At 71.7% G+C, this 13,650-nt stretch carries 12 protein-coding genes; 9 read left to right on the top strand and 3 right to left on the bottom strand.

The features are described from left to right. The first annotated feature begins 477 nt into the window (after positions 1–477). Positions 478–1,992: a PP2C family protein-serine/threonine phosphatase gene (locus NW895_RS30845; protein ID WP_289939713.1), complete on the top strand. Its 1,515-nt coding sequence runs from the start codon at positions 478–480 to the stop codon at positions 1,990–1,992. A 77-nt stretch (positions 1,993–2,069) separates the two neighbouring features. Continuing rightward, positions 2,070–3,533, top strand: coding sequence for an aminopeptidase P family protein (locus NW895_RS30840; RefSeq protein WP_289939712.1), 1,464 nt, complete (start codon positions 2,070–2,072; stop codon positions 3,531–3,533). 69 nt (positions 3,534–3,602) lie between these two features. On the opposite strand, the gene NW895_RS30835 is transcribed toward NW895_RS30840, so the two are convergent. The 3 genes from NW895_RS30835 to NW895_RS30825 all read right to left on the bottom strand — a co-directional run bounded on the left by NW895_RS30835 (position 3,603) and on the right by NW895_RS30825 (position 5,903). Beyond that, positions 3,603–4,436 carry a triphosphoribosyl-dephospho-CoA synthase gene (locus tag NW895_RS30835; protein WP_289939914.1) on the bottom strand — a complete coding sequence of 278 codons (834 nt, stop codon included), beginning with the start codon at positions 4,434–4,436 and terminating at the stop codon, positions 3,603–3,605. An 8-nt stretch (positions 4,437–4,444) separates the two neighbouring features. Further along, on the bottom strand, positions 4,445–5,365 hold the full coding sequence (locus tag NW895_RS30830; RefSeq protein ID WP_289939711.1) for an intradiol ring-cleavage dioxygenase: 921 nt from the start codon (positions 5,363–5,365) through the stop codon (positions 4,445–4,447). A 67-nt stretch (positions 5,366–5,432) separates the two neighbouring features. Then, on the bottom strand, positions 5,433–5,903 hold the full coding sequence (locus NW895_RS30825; protein ID WP_289939710.1) for an ATP-binding protein: 471 nt from the start codon (positions 5,901–5,903) through the stop codon (positions 5,433–5,435). A gap of 311 nt (positions 5,904–6,214) precedes the next feature. On the opposite strand from NW895_RS30825, the gene NW895_RS30820 reads away from it, so the two are divergent. From NW895_RS30820 to pheA, 7 genes are all read left to right on the top strand, one after another. Continuing rightward, entirely contained in the window at positions 6,215–7,036 is an 822-nt protein-coding gene (locus NW895_RS30820) for a hypothetical protein (protein ID WP_289939709.1), read from the top strand. Positions 7,037–7,262: 226 nt separating this feature from the next. Further along, positions 7,263–8,003: a YcnI family protein gene (locus NW895_RS30815; protein ID WP_289939911.1), complete on the top strand. Its 741-nt coding sequence runs from the start codon at positions 7,263–7,265 to the stop codon at positions 8,001–8,003. Between the two features lie 101 nt (positions 8,004–8,104). Beyond that, positions 8,105–8,755 (top strand): SCO family protein, encoded by a 651-nt coding sequence (locus NW895_RS30810; RefSeq protein ID WP_289939708.1) that lies wholly within the window; start codon positions 8,105–8,107, stop codon positions 8,753–8,755. Then, a complete protein-coding gene (locus NW895_RS30805; RefSeq protein ID WP_289939706.1) occupies positions 8,752–9,207 on the top strand; it encodes a copper chaperone PCu(A)C in 456 nt (151 codons plus the stop codon). Before NW895_RS30810 ends, NW895_RS30805 begins: the two co-directional genes overlap by 4 nt. 13 nt (positions 9,208–9,220) lie before the next feature. Further along, the gene (locus NW895_RS30800; RefSeq protein WP_289939704.1) at positions 9,221–11,254 is read left to right on the top strand and encodes a copper resistance protein CopC; all 2,034 of its coding nucleotides are present in this window, start codon (positions 9,221–9,223) and stop codon (positions 11,252–11,254) included. Positions 11,255–11,262: 8 nt separating this feature from the next. Then, positions 11,263–12,591 carry an iron uptake transporter deferrochelatase/peroxidase subunit gene (efeB, locus tag NW895_RS30795; protein WP_289939703.1) on the top strand — a complete coding sequence of 443 codons (1,329 nt, stop codon included), beginning with the start codon at positions 11,263–11,265 and terminating at the stop codon, positions 12,589–12,591. 62 nt (positions 12,592–12,653) lie between these two features. After that, positions 12,654–13,586: a prephenate dehydratase gene (gene pheA, locus NW895_RS30790; protein ID WP_289939702.1), complete on the top strand. Its 933-nt coding sequence runs from the start codon at positions 12,654–12,656 to the stop codon at positions 13,584–13,586. The last annotated feature ends 64 nt before the right edge of the window (positions 13,587–13,650 follow it).

The raw sequence follows: 13,650 nt of genomic DNA, 5'->3' as shown, positions 1-13,650 counted from the left end.
TTCCGTTGCACGCCTGGCAACACCGTGGTCCACATCACATCATGTGTCGATCACTTCACTGTGCGTACCTGTTGGCGCATCACACCCCTGCGGAGGCAGGGGAAACCCCTCTGGGCCGAGCGTTGGCTGCGTCCGAGGCAGCCTCGCCCATACTGCGTCTATCAAAAGCACGGGCGTGGCGTGGGGTGGCGAAGTCTGGCGTTTTGCCGTCGCGCGTATTTCTCTCCGCCTCCGCCACGGGAGGATGGGGCACGGTCGTCGGTGGCTAAGACGCCCGGGTCCGTCACCAGGTTCCGGGTGGCTACCAACCACCCCTGGCCTTTCACCGAGTACGTACCCATCACGACCGCTGTGACGCTCCGTGGAACGAACCCAGTCGACCGCAACAAGCCGTTCCTCGGGGCAGTTTTAAGCCAAGTTTGCGTTTTGACAAGGGGCCACACAAGACCCACGGACACCAGGAATCCCAGCAGGACAATGCTGGACATCTCCTCACGAGTGCGTGTACATGTGGAGACACTGCTAGCGGCGCAGAATGACATGGGGGTTTGCGATGCTTTTCAGCAGTACGTGCCGGTCGGAAAGCCGGACACCATGAACGCCCCGCACCCTCCGAAAGTGGCTGGAATCGATTCAACGGTTCCGTCTCCAGCACACACTGCCGCGCCTTCCGCCCCGGGTACCTCACCGGTCTCCCCGTCAAACCCGCCTGCCCCTCCCGGCGCACTGCTCCAGGACCGCCTCGCCGGCTGGGTGTCGGATCTCACGACCCTCCACGAACTCACCGAACGCCTGGCCCGCACGGACGCCCTCGCCGAAGGGCTCCTTGAGGTGCTGCGCGCGGGTGCCGCACTGCTGGGCGCACGGCGTGGTCTGGTCGTGCTGGAACCGGGCGACGGGCTCGGCCCGGCCAGCACCGTCGGACTGGGCCTCGGCCGGGCCGACCTGGGCCACATCGAGACCGTGCCGCGCGGCTCGACGTCGTACGGGCGGATCCTCGACGGGCTGCCCGGCTGCGAGGCCGGGGTCACCCAGCCCGACCTGTTCGCCGAGGAGGGGCTGGACCCCCGTCAGCGCGAGGTCGCCGCCCGCCTCGGCTACGCCGCCAGCTACGCGCTCCCCCTGTCCACCGAGACCGCGGGCCGCCTGGGCGCCGCCGTATGGCTCTACGACGAGCCCGCCGAGCCGGGCGAACGCAGGCGCCACCTCGTCGGCCTGTACGCCCGCTACGCAGCCGAACACCTCGCCCGGCTCCTGGAAATCGAGCGCACGCGCGCGTGCATGGCGACGATGACCGAGGAACTGCTGCCCTCCAGGCTGCCGCGAGTGCCCGGCGTCCAGCTCGCCGCCCGCCGCCGCACCGGCCCGCGCGGCGGCGGCGACTGGTACGACGCCCTGCCGCTGCCGGACGCCGCGCTCGGTCTCGCCGTCGGATCCGTCACCGGCTCCGGTCCCAGCGCGGTCGCGGCGATGGGCCGGCTGCGGGCGTCCCTGCGCGCGTACGCCGCGATGGAGGGCGAGGACCCGGTCGCCGTCCTGTCCGACCTGGAGCTGCTGCTGCGCCTGACCGAGCCCGCCCGCTCGGCCACCGCCCTGTTCGGCTACTGCGAGCCCGCCCTGCGCAAGATCACGCTCGCCGGTGCCGGGCACAGCCCGCCCCTGCTGATCGGCGAGCAGCGCACGGAGTTCGTGGAGACCTCCGTCTCCGCGCCGCTGGGCATGCTCGCCTGCTGGGAGGCGCCGAGCGTGGAGATCCACGCGGAGGCCGGCGAGACGGTTCTGCTCTACACCGACGGGCTGCTGCAGCGCACCGGCGACCCCACCGACCGCGCCTTCGCCCGGCTGCACGCGGCGGCGGCCGGAGTGCCCAGGGCGATGCGGCGCGATCCCGGTGCCGTCGCGGACCACGTCCTGCGGACGGTGCTGCCGGACGGGCTGGACGCGGCCGACAGCGAGGAGGACGTCGTACTCCTCGCGGCGCGGTTCGAGTAGGGCACCGGTTTCCGCAGCCCAGGGCCCTCTTCTGTACGACCGTACGATGGACAGGGTCCAGTGCCGTACCGAGGAGGATGACCGTGGCCGAGGAGCTCACTCCGGAGACCCCGGAAGAGACGGACGAGCCGATCAAGCAGCGCAAGAACGGCCTGTACCCGGGCGTGTCCGACGAGCTCGCCGAGAACATGAAGAGCGGCTGGGCCGACACCGAGCTGCGCGACCTGCGGCCGATCCCGCAGGCCGCCGAGACCGCCGCCCGCCGTGCCGCGCTGTCCGCGCGCTTCCCGGGCGAGCGCCTGGTCGTCCCCGCCGGCAACCTGAAGACCCGCTCCAACGACACCGAGTACCCCTTCCGGGCGTCGGTCGAGTACGCGTACCTCACCGGCAACCAGACGGAGGACGGCGTCCTGGTCATGGAGCCCACGGACACCGGCCACAAGGCGACGATCTACCTCCTTCCCCGCTCCAACCGCGAGAACGGCGAGTTCTGGCTGGACGGCCAGGGTGAGCTGTGGGTCGGCCGCCGCCACTCCCTCACCGAGGCCGAACAGCTGTACGGCATCCCCGCCTCCGACGTGCGCGAGCTGGCGGACGCGCTGCGCGGGGCCACCGGCCCGGTCCGCGTCGTACGCGGCCACGACGCCGGCATCGAGGCGGCACTGACCGACAAGGTCACCGCCGAGCGCGACGAGGAACTGCGCGTCTTCCTCTCCGAGATGCGGCTGGTCAAGGACGACTTCGAGATCGGTGAGCTGCAGAAGGCCGTCGACTCGACCGTGCGCGGCTTCGAGGACGTCGTGAAGGTCCTCGACAAGGCCGAGGCGACGAGCGAGCGCTACATCGAGGGCACGTTCTTCCTCCGCGCGCGCGTGGAGGGCAACGACGTCGGCTACGGCTCCATCTGCGCCGCCGGCCCGCACGCCTGCACCCTGCACTGGGTGCGCAACGACGGCCCGGTCCGTTCCGGCGACCTGCTCCTGCTGGACGCGGGCGTGGAGACGCACACCTACTACACCGCCGACGTCACGCGCACGCTGCCGGTCAACGGCCGCTACAGCGCGATCCAGAAGAAGATCTACGACGCCGTGTACGAGGCCCAGGAGGCCGGTATCGCGGCCGTGCAGCCGGGCGCCAAGTACCGGGACTTCCACGACGCGGCGCAGCGTGTGCTCGCCGAGCGGCTCGTCGAGTGGGGCCTGGTCGAGGGTCCGGTCGAGCGGGTGCTGGAGCTGGGCCTGCAGCGCCGCTGGACGCTGCACGGCACGGGCCACATGCTCGGCATGGACGTGCACGACTGCGCGGCCGCGCGGACGGAGACGTACGTCGACGGCACGCTGGAGCCCGGCATGGTGCTCACCGTCGAGCCGGGCCTGTACTTCCAGGCCGACGACCTGACGGTGCCCGAGGAGTACCGCGGCATCGGCGTCCGCATCGAGGACGACATCCTGGTCACCGAGGACGGCAACCGGAACCTGTCGGCGGCGCTGCCGCGCCGGTCGGACGAGGTCGAGGCGTGGATGGCGGGCCTCAAGGGCTGACGGTACGGCGTACGGCGGTCGCGGCCGGGCACCGGTGAGGTGCCCGGCCGTTGTCGTGCCCGGGGGATGTCAGGCCGCCGGCCCGCCGGCCACCACCGGCAGCGAGTCCAGGAACAGCGCCCCCGCGAGCAGTCCCGCGCTGCCCCGGGGGCTCCACGCGCGCGCGTGCAGGTCGGCGTCGAGGGCCGCGAGTGCCGTCGCGCCCGCCCGCGTGGCCGTACCGCCCGCCTCCAGCACCTCCCGGGCGCCCGCCTGGACGTGGCGGAGGCCCATCGGGCCCGCGGTGTACAGCAGTTCGGTGTCCTGGAGGGTGGACATCACGGTGAGCAGCGCGTCCAGGCGGGCCTGCGCCTCGGTGGCACCGGCCGCCCGCGCCGCGGTCAGCGCGTCCACCGCCCGGCGTACGTGCGGGAAGCCGGCGCGCGCTTCTCCTCGCGCACCGGCCGCCCCGTACTTCGCCGACACCGACGACCCACGGGAGGGCCGCCTCGGTGCCCGCCGGTCCTGGTGCGCGGCGATCTTCTTGGCCAGGGCCGCCACCTCGGCGGCACCGGCCCGCGGCTGCAGTGCCGCCGCCGCGACCAGCAGGCCCAGCGCCCACAGCGCGCCCCGGTGACCGCCGCCGGCGAGCGCCACCGAGTGCTCGGTGCACCGCCCGATCGCGCCCAGTTCCGCCCGGAGCCGGGGCGTGGGTTCGCCGGTGCGGCGGGCCGCCGCGGCCATCGCCGTGAGCCCGGGGGTGAGCGCCTTCGCCGACCAGCGCAGGGTGTGGTGGTCCCGTCGGGTGACGCGCGCGCCGAGGTCGCGCGGGTCGGGCAGTCCCGGCTTGGGGGTCAGGGCCAGCTGCCCGGTGAGCGCGGTCACCGCGGCCCGCGCCAGCGCCTCGTCCTCGCGGCTGCCCAGCGCCACGGCTACGAGGAGGCCGAGGGGGAGGGGCTGGGGGCGTCGCCGGGCGCACCGCTCGGGGGCGTGCCGCCTCCGCCGCTGCCCGCACCGGTGTTCTCGGCGTCCGGGTCGATGGCGACGGTCAGGAAGCCCTTGTAGCCCTTGGACGGATCGGCCTTCTTGACCGGCTTGAGGGTCAGCAGGCCGCTGGAGGCACCGCCGCCGTCGTACACCATGTCGTCGTCGAGCCTCGTGTAGGTGCCGGTGTGCCGGGAGTACGGCTCCAGCGTGAAGATCTCCTCGGCGACGTCGTCGGCGAAGAACAGCTGGCCGGTGTGGTTGACCTTGCCGCCCTCGTAGGTGCCGTCCTCCTTCTGGCCGCCGGTGTGCACCTTGAGGTGGATGTGGCAGGTACGCGGGGTGTACCAGCCGGGGAAGATCGTCTCGAACTTGACGACCCCGTTGGCATTGGCGATCTGGTAGCCGCGCAGGTAGGTGTTGTCGTCGGCCGTGGAGCCGTCCTCGCTCTCGGCGGGGGCCGAGCCGCCGGGGTTGGCGGTGGTGTAGCCGGAGTAGTAGCCCCAGGCGTCGCAGTGCCAGATCTCCACGGCCGCCCCGGAGACGGGGGTGCAGCCGTCGGTGGCGTCCACGACGGTGAGCCGCAGCGTCAGCGGGACGCCGTTCTTGCCCTCGGTGATGTCCTTCCGCACCAGCGCGCCGTCGAGGTAGTACGGCCCCTCGGTCACGCTCGACATCAGCTGCATGCAGGTGCCGGAGCTCTCCGAGGCCGACGCGGTGGCCGTCGCTTCGGTGGCGGTGGTCGTCGTCGTGTCGGCCAGGGCCGCCCGGGAGACGGCGACGGCGAGACCACCGGCCGCGACCGTGCCGCCGGTCACCGCGAGGGCGCGGCGCCGGGTGATGGAGGTGTCCTTGTGTTTTCCCGTCATGGACGGGAACCGTAGGGACGCCCGTTGTCAGGGACATGGGCCGTGCATAGGAGAGCGCTGTGAGTCGCTACGCCGTCAGCAGGGACGGGTCCTTGCGCCACTTGAGTATTTTGTCGAAGCTCACCACCGCACCGCCCGGGCCGGGCTTGTTGCGGATGTGGACGTGGTCGGCGAGTTCCCGGATGAGGCCGAGGCCGCGGCCGTGCTCGGCGTCGACGGGTACGGGGCGGGCCGGCGCGGCCGGTCGGCCGGAAGGACCTGAGCCGGAGGGGAAGCCGGGGCCGGCGTCGGTGACCTCGATGCGGCACATCTCACCGTCGAGATAGGCGGTGACCCGGTACGCCTCCGAGGAACCGCCGGGCCCGGTGCCCCCGCCGTGCTCGACGGCGTTCGCGCAGGCCTCGCTGAGGGCGACGGAGAGGTCGTAGGAGATGTCGGGGTCGACGCCGGCGGTCTCCATCGTGCCGAGCAGCAGGCGCCGGGCGAGCGGCACGCTCGCAGCCTCACGCCGCAGATGGAGTGACCACCAGATGCTCATGCTCCAGCCTCCCGGCCGCGGCTCGACATACCGTTACGTATTGCCCGGGGTGCTCGAACGTAAGCGCAGGGTTGACGTGATAACGCCCATACAGCGGATTTGCCCGGCGCGGAGAGCGCGGTATGGGGCGCATGGCTCGATATGAGGGCGCATGGCTCGGTATGGGAGCGCGTGGCTCGGTATGAGGGCTCGGGGGTCTGTGGAGCGGGCATGGGGGTGCGGTTCGTACCAGAGGGTGATCTTCCGGTCGTAGCGCATGTTGCGGACCTGCCGTACGCCGCGTACCGGGCCAGTGCGATGATGAGCCCGCCATGACTGCCCCCCACCAGCGCTCGGCGCGCTCCGGAAGGGATCTCCGGATACTGCGGGCCGCGGTGTTCGCCGCGGTCTGCGTCGTGCTGGCTGCCACGGGGCACGCGCTCGCCTCCTGCGCCACCGTTCCCCTGTGGACGGTGGGCGCGGGATTCCTCGGGACGATCGTGGTGGCGGCGCCGCTCACCGGACGTGAGCGCTCGCTGCCCGCGACAGCGGCCCTGCTCGCGGTCGGGCAGACGGTCCTGCACACACTCTTCGGACTGGGGCAGCACGGTACGGCCGCCGTGCAGTCCACGGGCGCCGTCAGCAAGGCCTCGCTGGTCGAACAGGCCGCCCGGCTCATGTGCGGGACCAGCGCGGCGGAGATCAGCCCCGCCCAGGCGCGGAAGATCCTCACCGACGCGCAGCTCTACCCGGCCCCCTCCGCAGGCGCGGCACACCACCCCGCGGACGCCATGTCCACCACCGCGGGATCGTCGGTGTCGCTGCTCCCGTCCCTGCCGATGCTGCTCGGCCACGTCCTCGCCGCGATCGCCGCCGGGTGGCTGCTGCGCCGCGGGGACCTGGCGCTGGCCCGGCTCGTCGAACTGTCGGCACAGTCCGCGCACACGGTCGCCGAGGGGGCGCTCGTACGGTCCCTGCGCGGGGCGCTCGCGTTGGTACGCGCCCTGCACACCGGGCTCCCGGCCGCCCTCGGGTCGGACCCGCATCTGCCGCGCACCGCTCTGCCCGCGCCGCCGCGGCCCCGCACCACCGCACTCCAGCACACGGTGATCAGGCGCGGGCCGCCCGCCTCCGCGCTCACCCTCGCCGCCTGACAGGACGCGTCCACCGCTCCGCCTCCGTACACCGGATCCGGGCAGGGGCCGCCGTCATGCGGCACACGCGCGTGCGCCCGTTTTTCGACAGGCCCTCGTCCACGACAGGCCCTCGTCCACGGCAGGCGTTCTCCCAGGGGACCCCTTCACTCAGGGCACCCCACGCGCACGTACCCCTCGTCAACACCGGAACTCACCAAGCGGAGTGCTCCTTTCCATGAAGTCCCTGAAGACTTCCCGTATCGCCGCCGCCGTCGCCGTCGCCGGCACCACCGTCCTCGTCCTGTCCTCTCCCGCCTTCGCGCACGTCTCCGTGCAGCCGGAGGGCACGGCCGCCAAGGGCGGCTACGCGGTGGTGGACTTCAAGGTCCCCAACGAGCGCGACGACTCCTCCACCACCAAGCTCGAAGTCGCCTTCCCCACCGACCACCCGCTGGCCTCGGTGATGCCGGAGCCGGTCGACGGCTGGAACATCAAGGTCACCAAGTCCAAGCTGGACAAGCCGGTCGACAACCACGGCGAGAAGATCAGCGAGGCCGTCACCAAGGTCACCTGGACCGCCGACGGCAAGGGCATCGAGCCCGGCTACTTCCAGAAGTTCCCGGTCTCCATCGGCGCCCTGCCCGAGGACACCGACCAGCTCGTCTTCAAGGCCCTCCAGACGTACTCCGACAAGGAGGTCGTCCGCTGGATCGAGGTGCCGCAGAAGGGCCAGGAGGAGCCTGACAACCCGGCTCCCGTGCTGGAGCTGTCCGCCGCCTCCGAGGACGGCCACTCCCACGGCGCGTCGGCGGAGGAGGCCTCCGACGACGCCGAGTCGACCGCCGCCAACGCCGCCGGCTCCACCTCCGACTCCTCCGGCGGCACCGACACCACCGCTCGCGTCCTCGGCATCGTCGGGATCGTCGTCGGCGCGGCGGGCGTGGCCTACGGCGTACTCGCCGGACGTCGGCGCGGCAACGCCTGACCCTCTCGCACGCGGCACGCGCCGGGGCCCCGCCTCGTACGGCCCCGGCGCGCGCCGGAACACTCACGACTGGGACATTTTCCATGCGCAACAAGACGTCCATGCGTCACAAGACCTTCGCCGCGGCCGCGCTGCTCGCCGCCGGCACACTGACCCTGACCGCCTGCGGCAGCGGCGACACGAGCAAGCCCGTCTCCGTGGTCTCCGAGGACGCCGGCTCCCAGCAGGCCGCCACCGTCCTCGACAAGCCGTTCGAGAAGCCGGATCTGGTCCTCACCGACACACAGGGCAAGAAGTACGACTTCCGCGAGGAGACCGCAGGGAAGCCCACGCTGATCTACTTCGGGTACACCCACTGCCCCGACGTCTGCCCGCTGACGATGAACAACATCGCCGTGGCCAAGAAGCAGTTGCCCAAGTCCGAGCAGGACGAGCTGCGGGTCGTGTTCGTCACCACCGACCCCGAACGGGACACCGCCTCCGCACTCGGCAAGTGGCTGAAGGGCATCGACCCCCAGTTCGTCGGCCTGACCGGCGACTTCGCCACCATCCAGGCCGGCGCCCGCACCCTCGGCATCTCCATCGAACCGCCGCACAAGGACAAGAACGGCAAGGTCGTCTCGACGCACGGCACCCAGGTCGTCGCCTTCTCACCGAAGACCGACGGGGGTTACCTGCTCTACGGCGAGGACGCCACCGTCGACGACTACACCAAGGACCTCCCCAAGATCGTCAAGGGTGAGAAGCCGTGAGGCGTCTCGGTCCGGCAGCCGCCGCGGCGATAGCCGCAGCGCTGGTCCTCGCAGGCTGCGGTTCCGACTCCGACTCCGCGGCCGAGCTGTCCGCCGGCTCCGCCTACATGCCGCAGCCGGTCACCGGCGACATGGCGGCCGGCTTCCTCACCATCACCAACAAGGGCGGTACGAAGGACGAGCTGACCTCGGTGACGAGCGACGCCGCCGCCGACGTCACCGTGCACAAGACCGCCGGCGGCACGATGCAGGAGGCCGGCCGCCTCACGATCCCCGCCCACGGCCGACTCGTCTTCCAGAGCGGCGGCAACCATCTGATGTTCGAGAAGCTGAAGCGCACGCCGAAGCAGGGTCAGACGGTCTCCGTCGAACTGCACTTCGCCCACTCCGACCCCCTCAAGGTCGCGATGCCGGTGAAGTCGGCCACGTACACCCCGACGACCGGACACTGAGGGAGGGACCACCTTGACGCAGACCATCGCCCCCCGCGTCCGGACCCTGGTGCTGCTGTTCCTGGCCGTCACCGGCGCGCTGCTCGCCGGTGCCGGCCCCGCCTCCGCGCACGCCGCGCTGACCGGCAGCGACCCCCAGCAGGGGGTGGTGGTCGACAAGGCCCCGACCCAGGTCTCGCTCACCTTCTCCGAACAGGTATCCACGGCCGACGACTCGCTGCGCGTGCTCGACCCGAAGGGCAAGCGCGTCGACAACGGCAAGCCGTCCAACGTCAGCGGAACGACGTACGCCGTGCGACTGCACTCGGGCCTGCCCGACGGTACCTACACGGTGTCCTGGCATGTGGTGTCCGCGGACAGCCACCCCGTGGCCGGCGCCTTCACCTTCTCCGTCGGCGCCCCCTCCAAGACGTCCGTCTCGGTCTCCGGCCAGGAGGCGGGCGGCGGGGTCGTCGGCCGGCTGTACGGCCTCGGCCGGTACGTGTCGTACGCCGGCTTCACCGTCCTGGTCGGCGGCGCCGCCTTCGTGCTGGCCTGCTGGCCGCGCGGCTCCGGCGTGCGGGCGGTACAGCGGCTCGTCGTCTCCGGATGGCTCGCGCTCACCGCGGCCACGCTGGCGCAGCTGCTCCTGCGCGGCTCCTACACCGGTTCGGGGAAGATCGGCGACATCTTCGATCTGACCCTGCTCGGACAGGTGCTCCAGACCAAGACGGGCGCGGCGCTGGTGTCCCGGCTGCTACTGCTCGCCGCGGCGGCGCTGTTCATCGCCGTGCTCTTCGGGACGTACGACAAGCGCGAGGACGAGGAGAAGCGCGACCTGACCTTCGGACTCGCGGTCGGCGGGACCGTCGTGGCCGCCGGGCTCGCCGCGAGCTGGGCGATGTCCGAGCACGCCTCGACAGGACTGCAGACCGGCATCGCCATGCCGGTCGACGTCGTCCACCTGCTCGCCGTCGCCGCCTGGCTGGGCGGACTCACCGCCCTGCTCGTCGCGCTGTACCGGGCGCCCGTGGACACGCCGCTCGATACAGCCGCCGTACGCCGGTTCTCGCGCGTCGCCTTCGGCAGTGTCGCCACGCTGGTCGCGACCGGGGCCTACCAGTCCTGGCGCCAGCTCGGCTCCTGGTCGGCGTTCACCGACACCCGCTACGGGCAGCTGCTGCTGGTCAAGATCGGCCTCGTGGTCGTCCTGGTCGGCATCGCGTTCGTGTCGCGGCGGTGGACGGCGCGATGGGCGGACGCGGTGCCCGTGGCCGAGCGGGGGCGGGAGAAGGAACGGGAGAGGGAGCATGTCGGCGCGGTTGCCGGCGGTGAGGCGACCGACGGTGACGTGGTAGACGGTGACGCGGTTGCCGGTGGCTCCGTCAGCGGCGGAGCGGCTGCCGGTGACGTCGCCGCCGATGAACCGCGTACGGATGGTTCCGGCGCCGATGCCCCGGGCTCGGACGACCCCGCCGCCCAGGACCCCGAGCGGGCCGCCCAGCTCGCCCGGCAGCGTGCCGCGGTGGATGCCGCGCGGCAGAAGCGACTGCGGGACGCCGACCCGAACCGGACCGGGCTGCGCCGCTCCGTACTCGCCGAGGCGGGCATCGCCGTCGTTCTGCTCGCCGTCACCACCGTGCTGACGCAGACCGAGCCGGGCCGTACGGAGACGGAGGCGAAGGCCGCCACCTCGTCCGCCGCGTCGTCGTCGACCGGGTCGTCCAGCGCACTGACCCTGAACATCCCGTTCGACACCGGCGGCGGGGACGGCAAGGGCGTCGTGACGGTCGACCTCGACCCCGCGCGCGTGGGCGGCAACGAGATGCACCTCTACGTCGAGCGGCCCAACGGCCGCGCCTTCGACATCCCCGAGGTGAAGGTCGCCTTCACCCTCACGGCCAAGGACATCGGGCCGCTGCCCGTCGTCCCCGACCACATCACCACCGGACACTGGTCGGCGAACGGGGTGCAGATCCCCATGGCCGGCGACTGGGAGGTCGCCGTGACCGTACGGACCTCCGACATCGACCAGGTGACCGTCTCCAAGAACGCGCAGATCGGCTGAACCGCACCATGGCAGACCAGTCCATCCCGGAAGCCCGCACCCCCGAGGCGACCCGGCAGAAGGCCGCCTCCGAAGCCGCCTCCCTCAAGGGGGCCGCTTCCGCAACCGCCCCCCTCCAGGGCGGCATGTCACGGCGGCGGCTGCTCGGCACCGCCGGCGCGACCGGCCTCGTGCTCGGTGCCGCCGGCGGTGCCGTGGGATACGCCGCCGCACCCTCCGAGGCCACACCGCTCGCCTCGGTGGGAGCCGACCGGGAGATGTTTCACGGGAAACATCAGCCCGGCATCACCACGGCGTTGCAGGCCCGCGGCCACCTCGCCGCCTTCGACCTGGCGGCGGGCGCCGGTCGCAAGGAGGCGGCCGCGCTGCTGCGCCGCTGGTCGGAGACGGCCCGACGGCTGATGGCGGGCGAGGCGGCGGCCCACGACGACACCGACGTGGCCCGTGACGCCGGCCCGTCGTCGCTGACCATCACCTTCGGCTTCGGCCACAGCTTCTTCACCCGGACCGGTCTGGAGAAGCAGCGCCCGGTTTCCCTTGACCCGCTGCCCGACTTCTCCTCGGACCACCTCGACAAGTCCCGCAGCAACGGCGACCTGTGGGTGCAGATCGGCGCCAACGACGCCCTCGTCGCCTTCCACGCCCTGCGCGCGATCCAGAAGGACGCCGGCTCGGCCGCCCGCATCCGCTGGCAGATGAACGGCTTCAACCGCTCGCCGGGCGCCACCGCCCACCCCATGACGGCCCGCAACCTGATGGGCCAGATGGACGGCACCCGCAATCCCAAGCCGACGGACGGCGATTTCGACAAGCGGATCTTCGTGCCGGAGTCCGGCGGGAACGACCCGTCGTGGATGGCGAACGGCTCCTACGCCGTCGTACGCCGTATCCGTATGCTCCTCGACCCCTGGGAGAAGCTCTCCCTCAAGGAGCAGGAGAACGTCATCGGGCGCCGCAAGTCCGACGGGGCGCCGCTGTCCGGGGGCACCGAGACGACCGAGATGGACCTGGAGAAGACCGACAAGGCCGGGAACCTGGTCGTCCCGATCAACGCGCACGCCCGCATCACACGGCCCGACCAGAACGGCGGTGCGGCCATGCTCCGCCGCCCGTTCTCGTACCACGACGGCTTCGACGGGGACGGGGTCCCGGACGCCGGTCTGCTGTTCATCTGCTGGCAGGCCGATCCCCTGCGCGGCTTCGTGCCGGTGCAGCGCAAGCTGGACCGGGGAGACGCGCTGTCGCCGTTCATCCGGCACGAGGCCAGCGGTCTGTTCGCCGTGCCGGGCGGGGCGGCGGAAGGGGAGTACGTGGGTCAGAAGTTGCTGGAGGGGTGAGAGTCGCGACGTGAATGCGCTTGTGGGGGATGCCGTTCCCGCGGGCCCATTAGGGTGAGGTCATGCCAGCGAGCTACGCCTATCTCGGCCCCGAGGGCACCTTCACGGAGGTCGCCCTGCGCACCCTTCCCGAGACAGCCACCCGGGAACTGGTGCCTTATGTGTCCGTGCAGTCCGCGCTCGACGCGGTCCGCGCGGGCGAGGCCGAGGCCGCGTTCGTACCGATCGAGAACTCCGTCGAGGGCGGTATCACCACCACCCTCGACGAGCTGGTCGCGGGCGAACCGCTGATGATCTACCGCGAAGTCCTGCTGTCGATCACCTTCGCGCTGCTGGTCCGTCCCGGCACCAAGCTGACGGACATCAAGACGGTCACCGCCCACCCGGCCGCGCAACCGCAGGTGCGCAACTGGCTGCGCACCCACCTCCCCGACGTCACCTGGGAGTCGGCCGCCTCGAACGCGGACGGCGCCCGCCTGGTGCAGGAGGGCCGGTACGACGCGGCCTTCGCCGGCGAGTTCGCCGCCGCCCGGTACGGCCTGGAGCCCCTGGAGACCGGGATCCACGACGCCGAGAACGCCCAGACGCGGTTCGTGCTGGTGGGACGGCCGGCCCGGCCCGCGGCGCCGACCGGCGCGGACAAGACCTCCGTCGTGCTGTGGCAGCGCGACGACCACCCCGGCGGGCTGCGCGACCTGCTCGGTGAGTTCGCCACCCGGGGCATCAACCTGATGCTGCTGCAGTCCCGGCCCACCGGCGCCGGCATCGGCAACTACTGCTTCTGCATCGACGCCGAGGGCCATATCTCCGACCGCCGGGTGGCGGAAGCGCTGATGGGGCTGAAGCGGATCTGCCTCCAGGTGCGGTTCCTCGGGTCGTACCCGCGAGCGGACGTCAAGCCGGGCGACGTGGGAGATCCGCTGCCGGGCACGTCGGACGAGGAATTCGTGGCGGCCGCGGACTGGGTGGCGCGGTGCCAGGACGGTCGGTTCTAGGCCCGGGTCTGGCCCGGCCTACCTTCCTACCTGCTGATTTTCGTTATCCACAGGAGTTATCCAC

The organism is Streptomyces sp. S.PNR 29 (assembly GCF_030386795.1).
In the GTDB taxonomy this organism is placed as follows: Bacteria; Actinomycetota; Actinomycetes; order Streptomycetales; family Streptomycetaceae; genus Streptomyces.
This window is presented reverse-complemented; position numbering and strand designations above follow the sequence as displayed.